At 44.3% G+C, this 22,774-nt stretch carries 19 protein-coding genes; 5 read left to right on the top strand and 14 right to left on the bottom strand.

Going from position 1 to position 22,774, the window contains the following annotated elements; all coding sequences use genetic code 11:
• Position 1: 1 nt before the first annotated feature.
• The 3 genes from KI742_RS03590 to rppH are packed head-to-tail and all read right to left on the bottom strand — an operon-like array spanning position 2 to position 3,570.
• Complete coding sequence (locus KI742_RS03590; protein WP_005385965.1) at positions 2 to 793, bottom strand: sulfite exporter TauE/SafE family protein; 792 nt, start codon at positions 791 to 793, stop codon at positions 2 to 4.
• A gap of 6 nt (positions 794 to 799) precedes the next feature.
• Positions 800 to 3,046 carry a phosphoenolpyruvate--protein phosphotransferase gene (ptsP, locus tag KI742_RS03585; protein WP_005385966.1) on the bottom strand — a complete coding sequence of 749 codons (2,247 nt, stop codon included), beginning with the start codon at positions 3,044 to 3,046 and terminating at the stop codon, positions 800 to 802.
• Between the two features lie 2 nt (positions 3,047 to 3,048).
• The gene (gene rppH, locus KI742_RS03580; RefSeq protein WP_005381953.1) at positions 3,049 to 3,570 is read right to left on the bottom strand and encodes an RNA pyrophosphohydrolase; all 522 of its coding nucleotides are present in this window, start codon (positions 3,568 to 3,570) and stop codon (positions 3,049 to 3,051) included.
• Between the two features lie 619 nt (positions 3,571 to 4,189).
• On the opposite strand from rppH, the gene mutH reads away from it, so the two are divergent.
• The gene (gene mutH / locus KI742_RS03575) at positions 4,190 to 4,870 is read left to right on the top strand and encodes a DNA mismatch repair endonuclease MutH (protein ID WP_206953692.1); all 681 of its coding nucleotides are present in this window, start codon (positions 4,190 to 4,192) and stop codon (positions 4,868 to 4,870) included.
• Between the two features lie 15 nt (positions 4,871 to 4,885).
• Here the strand turns inward: mutH and KI742_RS03570 are convergent, their stop codons facing one another.
• Positions 4,886 to 5,197, bottom strand: a complete 312-nt coding sequence (locus tag KI742_RS03570) for a DUF6482 family protein (RefSeq protein WP_005381772.1) — start codon at positions 5,195 to 5,197, stop codon at positions 4,886 to 4,888.
• A 154-nt stretch (positions 5,198 to 5,351) separates the two neighbouring features.
• Here KI742_RS03570 and KI742_RS03565 point away from each other — a divergent pair, with 154 nt between their 5' ends.
• Positions 5,352 to 6,386, top strand: coding sequence for an NADP(H)-dependent aldo-keto reductase (locus tag KI742_RS03565; protein ID WP_005381774.1), 1,035 nt, complete (start codon positions 5,352 to 5,354; stop codon positions 6,384 to 6,386).
• Positions 6,387 to 6,517: 131 nt separating this feature from the next.
• Here the strand turns inward: KI742_RS03565 and KI742_RS03560 are convergent, their stop codons facing one another.
• The 7 genes from KI742_RS03560 to xerD all read right to left on the bottom strand — a co-directional run bounded on the left by KI742_RS03560 (position 6,518) and on the right by xerD (position 15,248).
• A complete protein-coding gene (locus KI742_RS03560) occupies positions 6,518 to 6,769 on the bottom strand; it encodes a hypothetical protein (protein ID WP_005381776.1) in 252 nt (83 codons plus the stop codon).
• A gap of 529 nt (positions 6,770 to 7,298) precedes the next feature.
• Complete coding sequence (gene vpsR / locus KI742_RS03555) at positions 7,299 to 8,633, bottom strand: cyclic-di-GMP-binding transcriptional regulator VpsR (protein WP_017635067.1); 1,335 nt, start codon at positions 8,631 to 8,633, stop codon at positions 7,299 to 7,301.
• 242 nt (positions 8,634 to 8,875) lie between these two features.
• A complete protein-coding gene (lysS, locus tag KI742_RS03550; RefSeq protein ID WP_005382861.1) occupies positions 8,876 to 10,393 on the bottom strand; it encodes a lysine--tRNA ligase in 1,518 nt (505 codons plus the stop codon).
• A gap of 34 nt (positions 10,394 to 10,427) precedes the next feature.
• A protein-coding gene (gene prfB, locus KI742_RS03545) for a peptide chain release factor 2 (RefSeq protein ID WP_171345747.1) occupies positions 10,428 to 11,526 on the bottom strand; the annotation gives its coding sequence in 2 pieces (ribosomal slippage) (positions 10,428 to 11,450 and positions 11,452 to 11,526; 1,098 coding nt in all).
• A 173-nt stretch (positions 11,527 to 11,699) separates the two neighbouring features.
• A complete protein-coding gene (gene recJ / locus KI742_RS03540; protein ID WP_017821504.1) occupies positions 11,700 to 13,439 on the bottom strand; it encodes a single-stranded-DNA-specific exonuclease RecJ in 1,740 nt (579 codons plus the stop codon).
• Between the two features lie 43 nt (positions 13,440 to 13,482).
• Positions 13,483 to 14,271, bottom strand: a complete 789-nt coding sequence (dsbC, locus tag KI742_RS03535) for a bifunctional protein-disulfide isomerase/oxidoreductase DsbC (protein ID WP_005381786.1) — start codon at positions 14,269 to 14,271, stop codon at positions 13,483 to 13,485.
• 59 nt (positions 14,272 to 14,330) lie between these two features.
• Complete coding sequence (xerD, locus tag KI742_RS03530; protein WP_005381788.1) at positions 14,331 to 15,248, bottom strand: site-specific tyrosine recombinase XerD; 918 nt, start codon at positions 15,246 to 15,248, stop codon at positions 14,331 to 14,333.
• Positions 15,249 to 15,405: 157 nt separating this feature from the next.
• Between xerD and fldB the strand changes: the two genes are divergently transcribed.
• On the top strand, positions 15,406 to 15,924 hold the full coding sequence (fldB, locus tag KI742_RS03525; protein WP_005381790.1) for a flavodoxin FldB: 519 nt from the start codon (positions 15,406 to 15,408) through the stop codon (positions 15,922 to 15,924).
• 85 nt (positions 15,925 to 16,009) lie between these two features.
• Here the strand turns inward: fldB and brnQ are convergent, their stop codons facing one another.
• Positions 16,010 to 17,320: a branched-chain amino acid transport system II carrier protein gene (gene brnQ / locus KI742_RS03520; protein ID WP_005382851.1), complete on the bottom strand. Its 1,311-nt coding sequence runs from the start codon at positions 17,318 to 17,320 to the stop codon at positions 16,010 to 16,012.
• Between the two features lie 330 nt (positions 17,321 to 17,650).
• On the opposite strand from brnQ, the gene KI742_RS03515 reads away from it, so the two are divergent.
• Together KI742_RS03515 and srmB are read left to right on the top strand one after the other, a co-directional pair.
• The gene (locus KI742_RS03515) at positions 17,651 to 18,370 is read left to right on the top strand and encodes a tRNA1(Val) (adenine(37)-N6)-methyltransferase (RefSeq protein WP_104978805.1); all 720 of its coding nucleotides are present in this window, start codon (positions 17,651 to 17,653) and stop codon (positions 18,368 to 18,370) included.
• A 107-nt stretch (positions 18,371 to 18,477) separates the two neighbouring features.
• Positions 18,478 to 19,701, top strand: coding sequence for an ATP-dependent RNA helicase SrmB (gene srmB, locus KI742_RS03510; protein WP_005381797.1), 1,224 nt, complete (start codon positions 18,478 to 18,480; stop codon positions 19,699 to 19,701).
• Positions 19,702 to 19,811: 110 nt separating this feature from the next.
• Here srmB and yaaA read toward each other — a convergent pair whose 3' ends face one another.
• Together yaaA and KI742_RS03500 are read right to left on the bottom strand one after the other, a co-directional pair.
• On the bottom strand, positions 19,812 to 20,588 hold the full coding sequence (yaaA, locus tag KI742_RS03505; protein ID WP_005382848.1) for a peroxide stress protein YaaA: 777 nt from the start codon (positions 20,586 to 20,588) through the stop codon (positions 19,812 to 19,814).
• Positions 20,589 to 20,698: 110 nt separating this feature from the next.
• On the bottom strand, positions 20,699 to 22,132 hold the full coding sequence (locus KI742_RS03500) for a sodium:alanine symporter family protein (protein WP_005381800.1): 1,434 nt from the start codon (positions 22,130 to 22,132) through the stop codon (positions 20,699 to 20,701).
• Positions 22,133 to 22,774 lie beyond the last annotated feature (642 nt).

Here is a 22,774-nt window from a genome sequence, read left to right as displayed (position 1 = left end):
CTTAGAGCAGCATGGTCGCTGCAACAAACATTAAGAACACCGCGAATATCTTTTTTAATACCGCAGTTGGAAGGTTAGTTGCGAGCTTCGCACCCACTTTTGTTGTGAGCATCGAGGCCATAGCAATCGCTAATAAAGCGGGAAGATAAACATAGCCAATACTGTATGAAGGTAAGCCTTCCACTTTATAGCCATGTAAGATGAAGCCGATCATACCAGAAATAGCAATCACGCAACCACAAACGGAGGATGAGCCCACCGCTTTACGCATCTCTATCCCATGTTTATTTAAAAATGGTACCGACAGTGAGCCACCACCAATACCAGCAAGGCTTGATACGACACCAATTCCCGTGCCGTAAACTACAGTCACAGGGCTGCTCGGCATAGGTTTACTGCTCGTAACTTTAATGGAACGAAACATTTGTACTGACAGGCAAAGAACAATGACACCAAACACTTTCGGCAAATAGTGTGTAGGGATCCACTCAGCAATATTGGCACCAACAAAGCCACCAATGACCACACCAGGCATCAACCATTTTACGACAAACATATCGACATTGCCGAGCTTAAGGTGATTCATCGCCGATGAGCCAGACGTGACAATAATACTCGCTAACGAAGTGGCTAAGGCCATGTGCATACTCATTTCTGGAGAGATCCCAGCAAGAGGAAGCAAATACAACAAGGCAGGAACAACAATCAAACCACCACCGATACCGAGTAACCCCGCCATCACACCCACAAAAGCGCCTAGCGCCAACAATAACAAAAATAAAGAGACGGTCACGATTTCCTACTTTTTACCTGCACGGATAAAGCCCGCAAAGCCCTGTTGAATGAAGAAGTCATGCATCATTTGATGAATGTCCTCCCCATAGGACTTTGTCATTGCTTGCTCCGCTAATTTTTCTAATTCTTCTTGTTGGCTATGACGAATCAAATATTTCACCTTAGCCACATTGGAGGTGTTCATACTCAAACTGGTATACCCTAACCCAAGTAAGAGAAGAGCGCCAAATGGATCACCCGCTAGCTCACCACAAATACACACGGGCACCTGATATTTATCACACACCTCATGGATTTGCTTAAGCGCTAACAGTACCGCAGGATGCATAGATTCATAGACATCCGCTACGCGCGAATTGTTCCTATCTACCGCTAATAAATACTGAGTTAAATCGTTTGTCCCGACAGAAACAAAATCAACACGGTGAGCAATCGTTGGCAACAGATACACCATCGATGGTACTTCAATCATGACCCCAATTTGTGGGAATTGAATTCTATCATCAAGCAAAACGGCTTCGCTGTGAGCTTGATTAATCAAGCTAATGGCATCGTCTAGCTCTTTTACCCCTGACACCATTGGCAATAAGATACTTAAGTTTCCGCTTTCTGCACTCGCTCTTAACATTGCACGCAGCTGGATCAAGAAAATGTCTGGATGATCCAATGTAAAACGAATGCCACGCCAGCCTAGAAACGGATTATCTTCTTCGATGGGCAAATACGGCAAAGGTTTGTCACCACCAATATCCAAAGTACGCATCACTACTCGTTGATTCGGATAGCTGTTAAGTATTGCTTGGTATTGATGATACTGCTCATCTTCCGAAGGAAAGTGATGCTGAAGTAAAAATGCAATCTCAGTTCGGTACAACCCAACACCATCAACACCTGTGTTGATGGCAATATTACTGTCTGCACTGAGTCCCGCATTCAGCATAATTTCGATATGGTGATTATCTTGCGTAACCGCAGGGAGTGCGAGGTCCTTGTTTACCATGGCAAACAGTTCAGACTCTTCGCTTACTAAGCTGCGATACTCTCGCAACAACTGGCGGTTTGGCTCTAAGAAGATCTCACCCGTATAGCCGTCGACTATCCCGAGTTTGCCATTCACCACATCCGGATTAATGTTGGCGCCCATGACTGCAGGGACCCCAAGAGCTCGAGATAAAATGGCAGCGTGAGAGTTTGCGCCTCCCTCTAATGATACGACGGCTAACAAAAACTCTTTGGGTACAGAAGCGAGCAAGGTGGCAGTGAGTTCGTTCGCCACCAAAATAATGGGACGATCAATTGCAGAATTTTCTTGCTCACTGTTGTGCAGAAAATAGAGCAGCCTTTGCCCTAACTCTCGGATATCTTGCGCTCTTTCACGCATGTATACATCCGACATTCTTGCAAATCGATTCGAGTATGACTCTACAACTTGGCGTAACGCCCAGTCTGCCCTATCTCCTTTTTCAATCTGCTTCTTCAAATCACCGCGAAGCATCGGATCATTCAGTAAGTGAGTAAACAGATCGAAGATCGCCAGCGCATCTTTGTTGATTTCACTGTCCAGCTTTTTCCGCATACGGCGAAAGTCATTTAACGCTCGCTCTATGGCCACCAGTAATGTCTCGTGCTCGCGTTCCTTATCTAACGTGGACGAAGGGAAAACATCCGATAAACTCGGCTGGGTATTGTCGAACCAAAACTCTCCAATCGCGACACCAGTAGACGCAGGCAAACCTTTTAATACCGTGGGTTTAGATGCTAACTGCCAATGCCCAAGATTCTGCGCATGTGCAATGAGCACCGCTAACTGAGCGGATAAGGTAACAAGAAACGATTCTTCCATTTCACTAAACAAGCGCGGCGTTTTTTGTTGGATCACCAACACACCTAAAACTTGTTTACGATGAATGATTGGAGTAGCTAAAAAAGAGTGGTAAATCTGTTCGCCGAGTTGAGGAAAGAATTTGAACTCGGGGTGTTTTGAGGCTTCGGCAAGGTTAAGGGGTTCAGCGCTTCGTTTTACCAACCCAACCAAGCCTTCATTGAAGTTGATATGAATACTATCACCTTCAAAAATAAGGCCTTGAGTTGCCATTAACTCAAGGCGCTGCATTTCTTCATTAGCAAGATAGATAGTACAGCACTCAGTACTAAGGGCAGCACAAGTCTCTTTCACCAATATATCGAGTGCCAGATGCACATCATCGACCCTGGAGACTTTCTCAACTATTTCCCTTAGCTGACTGAGCATGATTATCCTCTACGTTGCTTTTTTCTTTTCCCTTTCGCTTTTCTCTCTCGAAAAGGCATGGCTAAGGATGCAAATTCTTTCATCGCTCGTCGATAAACATCTCGCTTGAAAGAAACAACTTGCCTAACTGGATACCAGTAACTTACCCAGCGCCAACCATCAAATTCAGGGGATTTTCCGCGTTGCATATTAATGCGAGACTCATCGCATTCTAATCTCAGCAGAAACCATTTCTGTTTTTGGCCGATACAAACAGGCTTGGAGTCCCAACGCACCAATCGCTTTGGTAGCTTATATCTTAACCAATGACGACTTGTTGCAATGATCTTAACGTCTTTTTTCGTTAAACCGACTTCTTCGTATAACTCCCTGAACATGGCTTGTTCAGGGGTTTCACCTTCGTCAATCCCACCTTGTGGAAATTGCCATGAGTGTTGCCCGTATCGTTTAGCCCAGAAGACCTGACCATGGTTATTACATATCACAATACCAACATTAAGTCGGTAACCATCGCCATCTATCACTGGCTAACCTCTATGAATAAATTTTTTATTACCGTGATTTTTCCACATATCCCCATTACTAGCAAACTTACTGATGTGATATGAGCAAGATTTATTACCTTTTCACCATTTTTGGATATCTTTTAATCAAACCATACCTTATCAACACAAGAGTGAGACATTGCCCACATTTATTCACCTTTTCTGTGAATAACTTTGTGAAGAATTCAATTCAAATGAGTAATTCAGTTCAATCCCATCAAAAGCAAAACAGATGAAGAAACAAAAAAATAAACATAAAACATTGATAAAAAAGTATTTATTTTTAAAAACAACGATAATTCGATCTTCAGTTTCTTGATGATCTTTTCACCAAACTCAGATCGGTCAAAGATCCACCAACAGGCTATTTATCCACACTCACCTGCTATTCGTTTAGATGATTACAACAAAATCAACCCCAAAAATGCATTTTAACCCCTGTTTATTCATACAGATCCCGCCAGGATCTTATCAACACCTCCTCCACCTGTGGATAAGTTATGAATTGATCGTTCTTACACCGCCTCGGTGAAATCTTAAACAGTAGATTTGGTCGGAGTTTGATAAACTATATTTTTTGTAATACCACCTTGTAACTATGAAACCAGAACCACAAACAGAAGCAGAGCTATTGGAACGAGCGCATGATATGGCAGGACTCTGTTTTGCTGAGTTGGCCGCCGAGGCGAATATGATTGTTCCTGAAAACTTAAAACGTGATAAAGGTTGGGTGGGTCAATTACTCGAATGGCACTTGGGCGCTCCAGCTGGCAGTAAACCTCAACAAGATTTCGCAAAACTAGGGATCGAGTTGAAAAGTATTCCGATCAGTTACTCTGGCAAACCTTTAGAAACAACCTTTGTTTCTGTGGCCCCCCTCACTGGTGTTCATGGTCTTACATGGGAAACAAGTCATGTTCGAAACAAGCTATCTCGTGTGCTTTGGGTACCCGTAGAAGGAGAACGAGAAATCCCACTCGCTGAAAGACGTGTGGGCAGTCCACTCATTTGGTCACCAGATGAAGAAGAAGAACGGATTTTGCGAAATGACTGGGAAGAGTTAATGGAGATGATCGTCTTGGGAAGATTTGATCAAATTTCCGCCAGACACGGAGAAGCGCTGCATCTTCGCCCTAAAGCCGCAAATGCAAAAGCGCTCACCGAAGCATACAACTCAAATGGTAAGCCGATGAAAACTCTGCCCCGAGGCTTTTACCTTAGAACACAGTTTACTGAACAGATCTTACTCAAGCACTACATTAACACTCAACCAGAATAAAACCATATCAGCTATTTAGTGCGTCACGAGCGATAACTCAATATCGCAGTATGAGGCTGCCTCTTCAGTGCCACATTCGTCATACGCATTGCGCAGCCTTAAATACGCTTTATCGACCCCTAGCCTCAATAGTTCTTCTTTTACTAAGTCTAGAGAGCCAAAATGTATCGGGTCTTCACCGTCTTTAATCGGCTCAAGTTGATGCTTGTACTCCACAGCTAAAAGATAGTCAGAGACATCAGAACACCCAATCACAAATACTTTGGGGGTTTTATAAGTATCTTTATGTGGACCATGTAGCCACATGTCCAATTGATGCTTCTGCATAACATACCTCCTTCACACGATCATTTAAGTGTAGTTAGGCTAACTGTAGCTTTCGAGTTTGCTCTTCCTTTATACGTAAATCATTTGCGATTGCGGCTAAAAATCCCCTATATTGGAGTCACTTATTTAGTCGGTAACTCTTCAAGGACGTGATATGCAATACACAAAACTACCGCACTCATCACTTGAGATCAGTAAAATCTGCCTCGGCACTATGACGTTTGGCGAGCAAAACACAGAAAAGGACGCCTTTGAACAGCTCGACTTTGCCCTCGATCATGGGGTGAACTTCATCGATACCGCTGAGATGTACCCTGTACCGCCAAACTCGGAAACACAAGGGCTTACCGAGCAATACATCGGTAATTGGTTGGCAAAAAGCGGCAAAAGAGAAAAAGTAGTACTGGCAACAAAAGTGGCAGGCCCTCGCAATGTTCCTCACATTAGAGACAACATGAGCCTTAATCGTCGCCACATCCATACAGCAATTGATGACAGCCTTAATCGTCTACAAACCGATTATGTCGATTTGTACCAACTACATTGGCCGCAGCGTCAAACCAACTGCTTTGGTCAACTCAACTACCCATACCCTGACAAACAAGAAGAAGTCACGTTAATTGAAACGTTGGAAGCGCTTACTGAATTAGTGAATGCAGGTAAAGTGCGCTATATCGGCGTATCCAACGAGACGCCGTGGGGGGTGATGTCGCTACTGCGTTTGGCAGAAAAACACGATTTGCCAAGAATTGTCTCCATTCAAAACCCATATAACTTATTGAACCGCAGCTTCGAAGTTGGCTTGTCTGAAATCAGCCATTACGAAGGCGTTCAGTTACTTGCCTACTCTCCTTTGGCATTTGGCTGCCTGAGTGGTAAATACCTAAACGGGGCAAAACCTGAAGGCGCTCGATGCACTAAGTGGGAGCGTTTTGCGCGCTACTTCACTCCACAAGGTGTTAAAGCGACCGAAGCTTACGTCAATTTAGCTCAAGAGCATGGTCTAAACCCTGCACAAATGGCGCTCGCGTTTGTCAATCAGCGTCCATTTGTTGCTTCTAACATTATAGGAGCAACAAACCTAGACCAATTAAAAGCCAATATCGACAGTATTGATTTGCAACTTAGCGACGAACTACTTACTGAAATTCAAGCAATAGGTACAACTTACTCGAATCCTTGCCCTTAACAGTACCACCTTCAAACGAAAACAGCTGATCTTCAAGATCAGCTGTTTATCCAATGAAGTCATAATTCATATAAAAAGTTAAGCGTGTTGAATGACTCGTTAGCAACTCAGTCAGCCCAACACGCTAACGATTACGTCATTATTCGCGACGTTAAGACTCGACGAAGGTGACGAACTCGACGTTCAACTTTTACTGCATCCGGAACATTGGCACGTGTAGAACGCCCATCGCGATCTAAACCAATATCCCTCAATAGATGGACATTCGTCCATGGAATATCATGAGCAGTTCGGCGTATGGTTCGCTGCCATTGCTTTTCTTCGCGTTTAAGGTCTGCTTTCAATAGCAAAGTGGCCAATTGTAAGTAAATAGAGTGACGCATAATATTTTCTCCGATTATCGATGTATTCGACTGGGAAAAATAGTGCGTAAAATGAACAGAAATATTCTGTTGATACTAAGCCGCTACTTTCCCGCAGCCTAGCAATAAATATGATAGGTTACGGATTAATTTTTATCTTGTGAGCCAGTGGTATTGGTATCATCCGATTTAAGGGTTATCGGAGCGATAGGCATACGGTCAGCGCAAGCAGTGGTGTTAACAACGTAATGTTTCATCTTGCGCCTCCTAGCTAAAAATTAATCCGTTTATGAAAGGTATAACTCATTGAGTTACGGTTAAATTGTAAGCTTTGATGAATATATATCAAACATTTTTTGCCTTTTTGATTAAAAACAAATCAATACACCGCAATTTAGTTTCATATACTTTTATGTATAACATATTCACCTGAGGAATATATAAATTTGCGGATTTTATAAATCAAACCAAACAAAAAATAAAAAGAGCGGCTCTGTGGCCACTCTCTTTTATTGTATTTATTCGCCTATTTGACACAGGGAAAGGCCAACTACATGGCTTGTTCGGAAATCAAGTTATGTTTATTAAGTAGTCGATACATGGTTGCACGCGAAACTCCGAGCTCTTTCGCCGCATTTGAAACTTGACCAGAATGAGATTCCAAAACAACCAGCAACGCATCACGTTCACTCTTCTCTCGGATTGATTTCAAGCTGCGCTTTGAGTCATTACGTTGAGGTAAATCTAAGTGATGCTCTTCAATCATTACGCTGTCGGACATTAATACCGCTCGCTTCACTTGGTTCATCAGCTCACGCACATTTCCAGGCCAGAAATAACGTGTCAGTGCCTTGAATGCATCCTCAGAAAAGCTTTTTGCTTGCGAGTTGTACTCTTTTGAGAACTCTTGTAAGTAGAAACGAGCCAGCAATGCGATGTCACTCGCACGTTCTTTCAAGCTAGGGACATTGATGCGCAGAACGTTGATGTAATGGTAAAGTTCTTCATTGAAGTCACCGTCAATCAAAGCTTTTTCAACATCTGACGAGTTAGCAGCAAGAATGCGTACGTTAACCGCTTTTACGCCATCTTTGGTATCAATGGTGCCCTCTTGCAAGAATCTCAGCAGATTCATTTGCTGCTCTTTTGAAATGGTAAGAATGTCGTTAAACAACACGGTGCCTCCATCTGCTTGTTCAAGCAGGCATGCTTCCATATCTTCATCGGCGTTAATACCAAATACTTCAGCTTGGAAACGTTGTTCATTGAGTGCGCGACAGTTAATTGCCATAAACGGTTTATGAGAGCGTGAAGAGACTTTATGGATGGCCCTAGCAACCGCCTCTTTACCAGTCCCACTTTCCCCAGAAATCAGAATACTGACGTCCGTTGGACCAATGCGCTTCACTTGATCGCGTAAACGTTTCATCGGGATAGATTCACCGATCAAACCCATATCTAAACTGCTACCAAAACTAGGCCAAACTTTTTTCTCCAACTTAAGCATGCCAAGCTGGTGACCTATTGTGCTTAATAACTGTGCATCTGGGATCGGCGCTGTGAAAAAATCGATACAAAAGTTAACAATGAACTGGCATATGGTGTCAGTGCCAAGCTGAGATTCACGAATAAACGCTAACCAACGTACGTGTTTGTGAGAGCTGACTAAGTTCGCCAAACCATTCAAGCTGAACTCGTCATGGCTGAGATCAACAATACCGATACATGGACCAATATCTTCTAACAGCGTATTAGCTTTGCGTAAATCACCTACTTGGTGACACTTCCAGCCCACTTGCTCCAGTACCGATAACCAAGGCTCATAAGTACCGCCAACTACCACAAGCGATCCCGGGATGGAATCCATCTTAAACTGCCCAGCCATTCTCTAACCCTTTTTCATTGTTAATAGAAATTTTGTGCCACAAACTTATCTTTGCGAGCGGGTAACATTATCGAGACTCCGCCCCCTCACGTCTGTCTCAGTATTAAGACTATGCAATAGATTGAGATTTGGCGAATGTTTATTTGCATATCCCATTAAAAGCAAATGCAACAACTTGAATTAGCTTAACTAAAAGGCAAAAAAAAACCACCCGAAGGTGGTTTTTTACTCATCCTATCGAATTACGCTTGCGGGCGCATTGCAGGGAATAGGATCACGTCACGGATAGTGTGCGTGTTAGTCAGTAGCATAACCAAACGGTCGATACCGATACCTTGGCCTGCTGTTGGCGGTAGGCCGTGCTCTAGAGCAGTGATGTAGTCTGCATCGTAGAACATTGCTTCGTCGTCACCAGACTCTTTCGCTTCAACCTGTGCTTTAAAGCGTGCATCTTGGTCTTCAGCATCGTTAAGCTCTGAGAAACCGTTCGCTACTTCACGGCCTCCGATAAAGAATTCAAAGCGGTCTGTAAAGAACGGGTTGTCATCGCTACGACGAGCTAGTGGAGAGATATCTGCTGGGTAGCCAGTGATGAACGTAGGCTGCATTAGCTTAGGTTCTGCTGTTTCACCAAAGATCTCTTCAAGAAGCTGACCACATGTCCAGAAAGGTTCTACTTCAACGTGAACAGATTTCGCGATAGAAACCATTAGATCCCGGTTTTGTAGGTCTTCTTCTGTTAGCGCTTGGATTTGCGCGTGGTCTGGGTTGTAGTGCTTGATTGCTTCGAACATGCTCATACGAGTGTAAGTACCACCAAACTCAACCGTTTCATCACCGTAAGGCATTGACGTTGAACCTAGAACTTCTTGCGCCACTGAGCTTAGTAGTTCTTCAGTTAGGTCCATCAGATCTTTGTAGTCTGCGTACGCCATGTAGAATTCCATCATTGTGAATTCTGGGTTGTGGCGTGGAGAAAGGCCTTCGTTACGGAAGTTACGGTTGATTTCGAATACGCGATCAAAACCACCAACAACTAGACGCTTCAGGTATAGCTCTGGCGCGATACGTAGGTACATTGGCATGTCTAGTGCGTTGTGGTGCGTGATGAATGGACGCGCACTCGCACCGCCAGGGATAACGTGCATCATTGGCGTTTCAACTTCCATGAACTGCTTAGAGATCATGAAGTTGCGGATTGCAGACATTACTTTAGAACGTACTACGAACGCTTGACGAGAGTCTTCGTTAACGATCAGGTCAACGTAACGTTGGCGGTAACGCATCTCTTGGTCAGTTAGACCGTGGAACTTTTCTGGAAGTGGACGTAGTGCTTTGGTTAGCAACTCGTACTCTTCCATGTTCACGTATAGGTCACCCTTACCAGACTTATGAAGTGCACCTTTAACACCGATGATGTCACCGATATCTAGACCTTGGTATTTTTCTTTAAGTACTTTTTGAACCGCTTTGTCAGCATAAGCTTGGATACGGCCAGAAGTTTCTTGAATTACCAAGAATGGACCACGTTTAGCCATGATACGGCCAGCGATTGCTACTACGTGGTTAAGCTCTTCTAGCTCTTCCTTCGTCTTTTCACCGAACTCTTTCTGAAGGTCGCCCGCTAGTGCGTCACGACGGAAGTCGTTTGGATGGCCGTTCGCTTTGCAGCTCTTTCGGATTGCATCCAGTTTAGCGCGGCGTTCAGCAATCAGCTTATTTTCTTCTAGTACAGTTTCGTTTTGAACAGCATCAGTCATTTTCGATGTATCCTGTTTTTGTCGGTGAAAAGCTTTATAGACCTGATTTCAGGCTAGCTTCAATAAATTTGTCCAGATCGCCATCAAGAACCGCTTGAGTATTACGGTTTTCAATGCCCGTACGGAGGTCCTTAATACGTGAGTCATCCAATACGTAAGAACGGATCTGGCTACCCCAGCCAATGTCAGACTTAGCGTCTTCATTAGCTTGTTTTTCCGCATTTTGCTTTTGCAATTCAAGCTCAAATAGCTTCGCTCGAAGCTGTTTCATTGCCTGATCTTTGTTCTTATGTTGAGAACGGTCATTCTGACACTGAACCACTGTGTTCGTGGGTACGTGCGTAATACGTACCGCAGATTCTGTGGTGTTTACGTGCTGACCACCTGCGCCTGACGCACGGTAAACGTCAATACGTAGGTCGGAAGGATTAATGTCGATGTCGATGTTTTCATCAATCTCTGGATAGATGAACGCAGAAGCAAATGACGTATGGCGACGACCGCCTGAATCGAACGGAGATTTACGAACAAGACGATGGACGCCCGTTTCAGTGCGTAACCAACCGTACGCATACTCACCAGAGATGCGAACTGTTGCCGACTTAAGACCCGCGACTTCACCTTCAGAGACTTCAATCACTTCAGCTTTGAAGCCCTTCGCTTCTGCCCAACGTAGGTACATACGCAGCAGCATGTTAGTCCAGTCTTGTGCTTCTGTACCACCAGAGCCAGCTTGCAAATCGATGTAACAATCAGAGCTATCGTGGTCGCCAGAGAACATACGACGGAATTCAAGCTTTTCTAGCTTCTCTTCCAACTCAGCAAGTTCTGGTTCAATTTCGTCAAATGTTTCTTGATCTTCTTCTTCTACAGCCAGCTCAAGAAGACCTTCTACATCTTCCACACCTTGCTCTAGTTGATCAATGGTTTCAACAACCACTTCTAGTGATGCACGCTCTTTACCCAGTGCTTGCGCACGCTCAGGTTCGTTCCATACATCTGGTTGTTCAAGTTCTGCGTTGACTTCTTCTAGACGCTCTTTCTTCGCGTCATAGTCAAAGATACCCCCTCAGGACATTTGTGCGCTGAGACACGTCCTGCAGACGGTTTTTAATTGGATTGATTTCAAACATGTTTACTCAACATTTTAGAATAGAATTTAACCGAGAAATTCTACTGAAAAATGTGACCGAGATACAGGAAAATTTCGGATGAGAAATCAGATTGCGGTGAGAGAGAGCACGGTCATAAAATTTTACGCCCACTTAGGGGCAACCGTACTCTATAAGAAAGGTTAATCTAGGTATTACTTAGCTTCGATATGGTCGATCATCAATTGCAATGATTGATTACCACGAAATTCATTCACATCCAGCTTATACGCGAGACGTACTGTTTTAACCGATGCATCTGGCCATCGGCGTAGATCAACATTGAATGCAATGCCGTCGATCATCACATTGGTAGGGTGACCTTTATAAAGCGGCTCTAACATCAATTTAAGATGCTTCTCACCCACCAGCTTTTGATGCAGTACTTTAAACTCACCATCAAAGATTGGTTCAGGGAAGGCTTGTCCAAAAGGGCCACCCGATCGCAGCTGTTCAGCAACATGCATAGAGAACTCTTCCGGCTTAAGTTCACCATCTGACATGATCACGCCTTTTAGCGCCGCTTCATCGAGTTCCTTTTTTACCACTTCATCAAACAAACGACTGAAACGCTCAAAATCCTGCTCTTTAATCGTTAAGCCTGCTGCCATGGCGTGTCCACCAAACTTGATGATCAAACCCGGGTTTTGCGTGTCGATGAAATCCAACGCATCGCGCATGTGTAGCCCCGGAATAGAACGACACGAGCCTTTAATCGTCCCTTCTCCGCCATCAGCAAATGCAATGACTGGACGGTGAAACTTCTCTTTAATACGCGAAGCCAAAATACCAATCACACCTTGATGCCAATCACGTTGGAACAAGGCTAGGCCATAAGGAAGCTCATTGCCTTCACCAAACTGAAGGCGCTCACAGAAAGCCATCGCTTCTTGCTTCATGCCTTCTTCAATCTCTTTACGAGTTTGGTTCAAGCCATCCAATTCACTTGCCATGCGACGAGCAGCGTGGATGTTGTTACACATCAGCAGTTCAACACCGAAAGACATGTCATCAAGACGGCCTGCTGCGTTAATACGTGGACCTAAAGCAAAGCCAAAGTCAGACGCAACTAAACGACGCGCATCGCGCTTCGCGACCTCAATTAATGCTTGGATGCCGGGACGCGCTTTGCCCGCACGAATACGTTGCAAGCCTTGGTGTACAAGAATGCGGTTGTTTTCATCCAATGGAACGACGTCGGCGACGGTACCCAGTGCAACAAGGTCAATCAATTCCATCAACTTGGGCTCTTGCATCCCCTGTTCTGCAAACCAATTGTGTTTTCGCATATGAACGCATAGTGCCATCATGAGATAAAACGCGACCCCTACACCCGCAAGCGCTTTAGATGGAAAGCTACAGCTCTCAAGGTTTGGGTTCACCATTGCATCCACATCAGGCAACACTTGTCCTGGTAAGTGGTGATCGGTAACGAGCACAGTAATGCCATTTTCTTTTGCGTAACGCACGCCTTCGATTGATGAGACGCCGTTATCCACCGTCATGATCATCTCAGCGCCAAGCTCTAAGGCTTGGTCAACGACTTCTGGGCTTAACCCATAACCGTCTTCAAAACGATTTGGCACTAGGTAATCCACATTGTGACTACCAAGCATACGCAGCGCGAGCACTGATAATGCTGAGCTTGTCGCGCCATCAGCGTCAAAATCACCGACAACGATGATGCGTTTTTGTTCTTTTATCGCCTGAAACAAAAGATCGACAGCTTGCTCAATCCCCCCGAGTTTTTGATATGAATGCAACCCACGGGCCGACGTTTCTAATTGTGAAAGATCCGTTATCCCACGGTTGATGTAGATACGTTTAAGAATCGGAGGTATGGAATCAGGAAGAAGGGAAAGATCTGGTTCAGGACGTCGTTGAATTTCTATCATGCTTGAAAGAGCCGACAACTTTGCCGGCTCTGCTCCTAAAGGATTATAGTTGCTTTAAACGTTTCAATAGCTCTGCAGGTGGTAGGTAGCCACCAACCATTTCGCCATTCGGTAAGAAGATTGCTGGCGTACCAGAAATACCCAATTGGCGACCTAGATTGTAATGCGCCTGGATGGTTTCTTTACACTGTTTCAGGTCTTTCGCAGGGTTATCAAATGTACGATTCACTTTCGCGTTGTGCATTGCCGACGCCGGATCTTCAGCACACCAAATCGTTGCCATTTGTTCTGCCACAGGGCCAGTTGCACCTTGGCGAGGGTAAGCCATGTAACGCACTGTAATACCTAGATCATTATAGCCTTGCATTTGGCTATGCAGACGCACACAGTAACCACATGTGATATCGGTGAATACGGTCACAACGTACTTTTCATCGTCGGCTTTGTATTCGATCATGCTATCGGAGAACTGCGCAATTTTCTCGGCGTTAAGCGGCGCTTGACGCTCTGCTATGACATCTTTGTAACTGCCATCATCATTAATGGCATAAAGCGTACCGGCGATAAAATGGCTACCATCATTTGAAGCAAACAGGATCCCGCCATTGGTTTGAATTTCCAATAAGCCAGCGACGTCTGATGGTTGAATATCAACGATAGATAAACCAAGCTTTGAGAACTTAGTTTTTAATGCTGCTTCATCAAAGCCGCTTTGTGCAGCTGGCGCCACTTGTTGCGCAGGAGTCTCCGTTTGAGCCTGACTTTCTTCTGCACCACAAGCGGTAACAAAAAATGGTAAAGTCAGCAGAGTTAGTCGGCGTAATACGCTCATGAAATTCACCTTAATGTAAAATCGTTTTTCCAAGAGGACATGGATGAATCTAACCATTGTTATGCTCTTGGGTGGTGTTGACTGTGGATCTGCTTCAATCGTTCAGTCGCCACGTGAGTATAAATTTGCGTGGTCGATAAGTCACTATGTCCTAAAAGCATCTGTACGACCCTGAGATCTGCGCCATAGTTCAATAAATGCGTGGCAAAGGCATGACGCAGTACGTGCGGCGACAGCTGATCAGTATCAATCCCTGCTATCAAAGCATAGTATTTAATACGGTGCCAAAACGTCTGACGAGTCATCTGTCTTGCGCGTTTACTAGGAAAAACAATATCAGATGATGTATCACCAAGTAACGCAGGGCGCCCTTGTTGAATGAACGTCTCGATCCAATCGACCGCGTTTTCCCCCATAGGAACCAGGCGTTCTTTACCACCTTTACCAGTCACGCGCACCACCCCTTGGCGCAAGCTAACATTTTCCATGGTCAAACTGACGAGCTCTGTCACACGCAACCCTGTCGCGTAGAGTAGCTCTAGCATCGCTTTATCGCGCAATTCTATAGGGTCATTCGGGTCTGGCGCTTCGAGCAACGCGTCCACTTGCTCTTCACTAATATCTTTGGGTAAACGTTGTGGCAGTTTAGGGCTAACCAAGAGCGCACTCGGGTCATCAGCGCGCACCTTCTCACGATGCAGGTATTGAAATAAACGACGAATAGCCGACAACATACGCGCACGGGACGTCTGTTTGTAATCTAAGTCTACAAGGTGGCTTTGATATTCTTGCAAGCCAGACAAACTGATAAAATCAAGACGGTATCGATGTTTTTCCATCCACACGAGCAGCTTCATTAAATCGTTTCGGTAGGAAGCCAACGTGTTCTCTGATAGACCACGCTCCATCCACATCGCATCTAAGAATTGCTCAACAAGCGAAAAATCTTGTTGATTGACAGGCTGTTGTGCCGTCATGAATGCTTCCTTATCTGTTTATATTTACAGTATTTAGATTAAAGCACCTGCCAATCCAATACCATAAAAAATCATCCCACATAGGATATTCGCTGCAATCTTCCTCAATTTATGGTTAGAATCTTCCACAACAGCAACACAAATAACGACGAATATAATGAAAATCGGACTCTTTTACGGCTCAACGACCTGCTACACCGAAATGGCAGCAGAGAAAATTCGTACCCTTATTGGTGAAGACCTTGTCGACATTCACAATGTGAAAGAGACACCGTTATCACTAATGGCGGACTACGACTTATTACTCCTTGGCATCTCAACTTGGGATTTTGGTGAAATTCAAGAAGATTGGAACGCGATTTGGCAAGACATCGCGACCACGCCACTGAAAGGCAAAGTTGTAGCGCTGTTTGGCCTGGGTGACCAAGAAGGTTACGGAGAGTGGTATTTAGATGCGATGGGCTTACTTCACGATGAATTACAAGCCACAGGCGCAACCTTTATCGGTTACTGGCCAAATGAAGGCTACGAATTTGAAGCATCGAAAGCATTGATCGAAGATGGCAGCAAGTTTGTTGGACTTGCGTTAGATGAAGACTCACAGTACGAACTGAGTGATGAACGCATCGAAAAATGGTGTGAACAAGTTCTTGTGGAATTCCACGACACGCTTTAATAGCGCAAACACGTAATCATTAAAAAGTAAAAAGCCCGATGAAGTAATTCATCGGGCTTTTTATTATCTTGATAACGCGAAGTGATTACGCGGTTTCTTGTGCTAGTTCTGGGCGAGGTTTCGCGATGAAGAACATGCACACGATAGCCGCAAATGTTGGAAGCACCCAACCCATGCCGACTTCGAATAGTGGCAACATGTTAAACGCAGAAACATCAATACCCGATACTTTTGCCGCATCAACCAACGCAAACAACAGAGATACAAGCAGTACCGCGCGGTAAGCAAAACGTGGATTTGGCAGTTTGCTGCGCACAAATGTTAGTGCAACCAACGCAATCGCCACAGGGTACAGCGCAAACAATACTGGCACTGACAGAGAAATCAGCTGTGCAAGACCAACGTTTGCAACCAATGCACAAACAGAACCATTAATCAGTACCCATTGCTTGTATGACAGTGGTGTTTTCGAGCTGAAGAAATCTGAACACGCAGAAATCAAGCCAATCGCGGTTGTCAGACACGCTAGCAATACGATGACAGACAGAACGATTTGACCGTATGGACCAAACAACGCTTGAACGTATTGGCTAAGCACTAGGCCACCATTATCAGCACCAGCAGCAACCGTTGCACTCGTCGCACCTAAGTAAAATAGTGAGATGTAAACAAACGCAAGACCAGCAGCAGCAATACAACCTGCATAGATCAGATATTTAGTAGTTGCAGAGCGCTCAGTAATGCCTTTACCGCGCAGTGCATCAACCATCAGCATACCAAACATCAATGACGCGAACGTATCCATTGTGTTGTAGCCTTCTAAGAAGCCTTTGGTCAGAGGCTGCGTTAGGTATTCACCGTGCGCGCCAATCATATCGCCCTGAGGATCAAGGAAGACAGCGACAGCAAGAATGATCAAACCAACGAACAATGCTGGTGTCAGTACTTTACCGATAAGATCGATCAAACGGCCTTGGAACCATGAGAACATCATCGCCGCAATAAAGAAGATCACTGAAAATGCAGTGAGATGCGTTTGTGACGCTTCAAGGAAGAAAGGTTTCACCGCCATCTCGTAAGCCACTAGGCCAGTACGAGGCGCAGCAAACGCAGGACCGATGATGATGAAGATCAACGCAGCCATAATAACCGCTGCTTTTTTCGGAAGATCTTGCGTTAAGTGATCCCAAGAACCACCAGCAACAGCAATAGCAACGATAGTAATAAGAGGTAGACCTACCGCTGTCAGCAAGAAACCAAACATAGCTGGCATTAAGTTTTCACCCGCTAACTGACCCGCTAGAGGTGGAAAGATAATATTGCCCGCACCTAAAAAGAACGCAAATAGCATAAAGCCTACTGCGATAATATCTGTTAGTTTTAACGTCTGCTTCACAGATAACCCTTGTCTTTTAATTAATGAATGTTGTGTATGCTTAGACCACTTTTTGTATACCTAAAGTCAATAAGTACACGTGGTTCAATCTATAAAATTTTCGCCGCATAATGACGAAAGACTCATCATTTGGCAACCTTTAAGAAAAAAACACCATATTAATTTAGTTTTCAAACTTAAAAGCAGTGGATATAACCAGATCCAAATAACAGACCAGTTCTTTATCTCGATCAATTAACAATACAATTTAATAACCAACAAAACAACAATCTATACAATTAATAAACAATAGAGTAATCCACTTAATTATTGAGCAAATATAAAACAATCATGAAGAACAAAAAACTGAAAACTAAAGGTTTCAATTTTAAGCAATTTTGTATTGAGGGCGGCGAGAGTGGTATGCCAGTCAGCACAGATGGGGTAATGCTTGGTGCTTGGATTCAAAGCCCTAACGACGCTAAAATTCTCGATATTGGCACTGGCACTGGCCTGCTTGCCCTGATGTGTGCTCAACGCTTTACGGAAGCTCAAATAACCGCGGTCGATATCGAATTAACAGCCGTTGCTGCCGCGCAAAAAAATATGGCCCAGTCTCCTTGGTCAGATCGTGTAAGTGTGCATCACACCGACATACTGCACTTTACGCCGACACATTCATTCCAACGCATCATTTGTAACCCGCCCTACTTCAACAGCGGCGAGCAATCGAAACACAGTCAACGTGCAACCGCGAGGCACACTGATACGCTAGGCCATAACGCATTGCTACAGCGTTGCTATCATTTGCTTGATGACGAAGGGAGAGCTAGTTTTGTGTTGCCAATCACCGAAGGCGAGCAGTTCATTGAGCTAGCATTAAACCAAGGTTGGTATCTATCGAGGATCTGTCGTGTGCAACCATCAGAAAAGAAACCAGTACACCGATTGTTATTTGAACTGTCAAAACGACCTTGCGATTTGCAGACGTCACATTTAATTATCCGTTCAAATGACGGCTATAGTGATGATTTCATCCAGTTAACCCGCGAGTTTTATCTTAAGATGTGAAATAACATGTGATCCTTATCACCAATCACTTTATAATGTGCGACCTTTTTGTATTCTATGCTGTTGTGGCGAACCATTAACCAAGCTTTGCTTGTGGAGAACTCATTGTGATCAGAACCTTTGCTGAACTTGATCTAGACCAAAACCTACTTGAAGCCATTGAAGAGATGGGTTACGAACGCCCAACAAAAATTCAGGCAGAAGCGATTCCACAAGCGTTGGACGGTCGTGACATTCTAGCGTCAGCGCCAACAGGAACTGGTAAAACGGCCGCCTTCGTCCTGCCAGCATTGCAATACTTGCAAGACTTCCCTCGTCGTAAGCCTGGGCCTGCGCGTATTTTGATCCTAACGCCTACTCGCGAACTGGCGATGCAAATTGCCGATCAAGCACGTGCTTTGGCAAAAAATACCAAACTCAACATTTTCACTATCACTGGTGGTGTTCAGTACCAAGAGCACGCCGACATCCTTGCAACAACACAAGACATTGTGGTTGCGACACCTGGCCGTTTAAAAGAATACATTGATGCAGAACGTTTTGATTGTCGTGCAATCGAATGGTTAATCCTTGATGAAGCAGACCGTATGCTAGATATGGGTTTTGCTCCTACTGTCGATCGCCTATCTAACGAATGTCGCTGGCGTAAGCAAACCCTTCTGTTCTCAGCAACGTTAGAAGGGAAAGGCGTAGAAGGCTTTACCGCTGATCTGTTGAATGACCCAGCAGAGATTGATGCAAAATCACCGCTGCGTGAGCGTAAGAAAATTGCTCAGTGGTATCACCGAGCTGATGATGCTGAACACAAACTGGAATTACTAAAACACATTATTACTCAGCAAGCTGAGCGCACTATCGTCTTTTTAAAGACTCGTGAGCGTTTGGCTGAGCTACGAGCGCAGCTTGAAAGCGCACAGATTCCATGTTCTTGGATTCAAGGTGAAATGCCGCAAGATCGTCGTAACAATGCGATTTCTCGCTTCCGCGATGGAACTGTGAACGTGCTGCTCGCGACGGACGTTGCTGCGCGTGGTATCGATCTTCCGGATGTATCACACGTTATCAACTACGACATGCCACGCACGGCTGATGTTTACCTTCATCGTATCGGCCGTACTGCTCGCGCAGGTAAGAAAGGTAACGCTATCTCAATCGTAGAAGCACACGACCAACCAATGATGGATCGCGTTGCACGTTACGTGAAAGAAGACATCAAAGAGCGTTTCGTGAAAGAGATGCGTCCTAAACACAAAAAGCCTGTGTTTAAGAAGAAAAAGAAAAAAGACGACAAGAAAAAAGTAGCGAAAAAGAAAACCGCTAAGAAGAAGTAATCTTGTTGGGGCCAAGTAGCTCAAGCTAGAAAATAACAAAGGGTTGGCAATGCCAACCCTTTTTTCGTTTGTGCTGATAGAGATTAACGTAGACTACGTCTCAATCAGCTTTATTTTTGCTCTTCGCGTTTAAATACTAACTCTGTTGGCGTCGATTCATCTTCCACAAAGTAGTAACCCGCCGTATCAAACTTAGTCAGGTCTGCAACGCTCTCAACACGGTTTTCAATGATGTAACGCGCCATCATACCGCGCGCTTTCTTCGCGTAAAAACTGATGACCTTGTATTGACCATTCTTACAATCTTTGAATACTGGCGTGATCACTTGCGCATCTAAATTCTTTGGCTTAACCGCTTTAAAGTATTCATTTGATGCAAGGTTGATAAGGACATTATCACCTTGAGCAGAAATCGCTTCGTTAAGCTTGTCCGTAATTACATTGCCCCAAAACTGGTACAAGTTCGTACCCTTGTCGTTTGCAAGCTTGGTACCCATTTCAAGACGGTATGGCTGCATCAAATCAAGTGGTTTTAGTAAACCATAAAGACCCGATAGCATACGCAGATGATCTTGAGCATATTCGAAGTCCGCTTCAGATAAACTTTCGGCGTCTAGCCCTGTGTAAACGTCACCTTTAAATGCAAGAATGGCTTGTCGTGAGTTTTCCGTGGTAAACGTTTCACTCCACTCTTGGAATCGGCCCACATTTAAATCGGCAATCTTGTCGCTCACTTTCATTAAAGAGGCAACATCAGCAGGAGTCAGTTTGCGGCAAACATCGATAAGCTCTTTTGAGTATTCGACCAACTCAGGTTGAGTAAATTTTTCTGTCGCTAACGGAGACTCGTAATCAAGAGTCTTCGCTGGAGAAACTACGATAAGCATGACTTTCCCTTCTCTAATTTTGTTTTTAATAGGGTACAAAAAAAGCCATGCATTGTCTGCATGGCTTTTTACATCGTACTAATAGCTTTCAACTATGAGTGATAGCTCACTTAGTCTTTTTTATCGTTGTACCAAATGCCTTCTTCAAGCTGAGATTTCAGCTCCGGGAAGTCATTCGCATCAAATGTTGGCACTTTTCCTTCACCAAGCTGGCGGTTGTAATCTTTGGCCAGTTTAATCACGATGCCAGATAGCAAGATGATCGCCACCAAGTTGACTATCGCCATCAGACCCATAGAGACGTCAGCAAGCGACCATACGACTGGTAACGAAGCTAGTGCACCAAACATCACCATACCAAGAACAATAACGCGGAAAATGCTTAAGCCCGCTTTATGATTGTGCTCTAGGAAGATTAAGTTCGTTTCAGCATACGAGTAGTTTGCAATGATTGAAGTAAACGCAAAGAAGAAGATTGCCACAGCAACAAAGATGCCGCCCCAATCGCCAACTTGTGAGCTCAATGCACGCTGAGTTAGCTCGATACCCGTCACTTCTGTTGCTTGACCGACATACTCACCAGACATCAGGATGATAGCCACTGTTGCAGAACAGATAACGATCGTATCCATGAACACGCCTAGCATCTGTACGTAACCTTGAGACGCTGGGTGTGGTGGGTAAGGTGTTGCTGAAGCTGCCGCGTTAGGTGCAGAACCCATACCTGCTTCATTCGAGAATAGACCGCGCTTGATACCGTTAATCATTGCCTGTGCAATTGCGTAGCCAAGACCACCAGCTGCTGCTTCTTGCAGACCAAATGCACTCTTAAAGATAAGCATCAATACATCAGGTAATTTCTCTAGGTTAGAGAACATGATGAACAGCGCTAGAGCTAGATAAAGTAGTGCCATGATCGGAACGATCATCTCAGCAACTCTTGCGATACGCTTGATGCCACCAAAAATAACAATTGCAGACAGTAAAACAACGGCAATACCGACATACAGGTTATTCCAACCAAATGCGTTGCTCATTGCATTGGCAATTGAGTTAGCTTGTACGGCGTTGAATACCAAACCAAAAGCGATGATTAGGAAAACTGAGAACAACACGCCCATCCAACGCATGCCCAAGCCTTTTTCCATGTAGTAGGCAGGGCCACCACGGTAGTTGCCATCATCATCTTTGGTTTTGTATAGCTGCGCCAGTGTGCTCTCAGCAAACGATGTTGCCATACCAAGCATTGCAATCAGCCACATCCAGAAGATCGCACCAGGACCACCCGCAGTCAATGCAACTGCAACGCCCGCCATGTTACCTGTACCAACACGTGCAGCAAGACTAGTACAAAGCGCTTGGAAAGAGGAAATACCAGCTTTGTCTGCTTTACGACTGTTCTTAAGAACAGAGAACATGTGGCCGAAATGGCGGAACTGAATGAACCCTAATCGAACGGTGAAGTAAATACCAACACCAACAAGAAGATAAACCAGAATCGAGCCCCAGAGGAGATCGTTCATCAAATTGATTAAGTCTGTCATGTGTACCTCAAAGTGAGTTGCGCCAGTCTATGCGTCCTAGCCATCCACCAAATTGCCTGCTAAGTGTCAAAGTGTGCTTAGCTTTTTAAGTAATGTTTATGGGCAATCTAGAATCGTAAACGTCGCTTCATGCATCCATTTTACGTACCAGCGTATTTTTTGACGGGCGGATAATGCAACCTAGGAGCGCAAAAATCAATATGCAACAACAATAATAACATTGTTATTTTTCACTATAAAGTCACCAAAAAATAACATAAATAGAAGACTTAACACTCAAACTGCGCAACATTTCAATTACCAAACACCAACATAAATAATTATTCCTCATTAAATGGAATGGCAAACCGTATAAACAAGAACAAGCTAGTATTCACAAGGTGTTACATAAATTTACGCTAGTGGCTTACCATCTAATTGAACACTATTTCATCAAACTGATTTTATGCAACTTTAACCTTTGCGCAGAGCACCCATTCATCAAATCGAATTAACATAGAAAATCTCTCTATTTAATCGTTTTCTTGAGATCGTTTGTGCATTTTTTATCCACATCGTTGCAATAAAAAGTGTGATTTTGAGAATATTTTTGCACGAAAATGTCATGCTACCGACACAAATGCGAAATATATCATGGTTATT

The organism is Vibrio sp. D417a, assembly GCF_030248595.1.
Classification (GTDB): domain Bacteria; phylum Pseudomonadota; class Gammaproteobacteria; order Enterobacterales; family Vibrionaceae; genus Vibrio; species Vibrio alginolyticus.
Note: the sequence above shows the minus strand (reverse complement) of the source record. Positions and strands in the feature narration are given on the sequence as shown.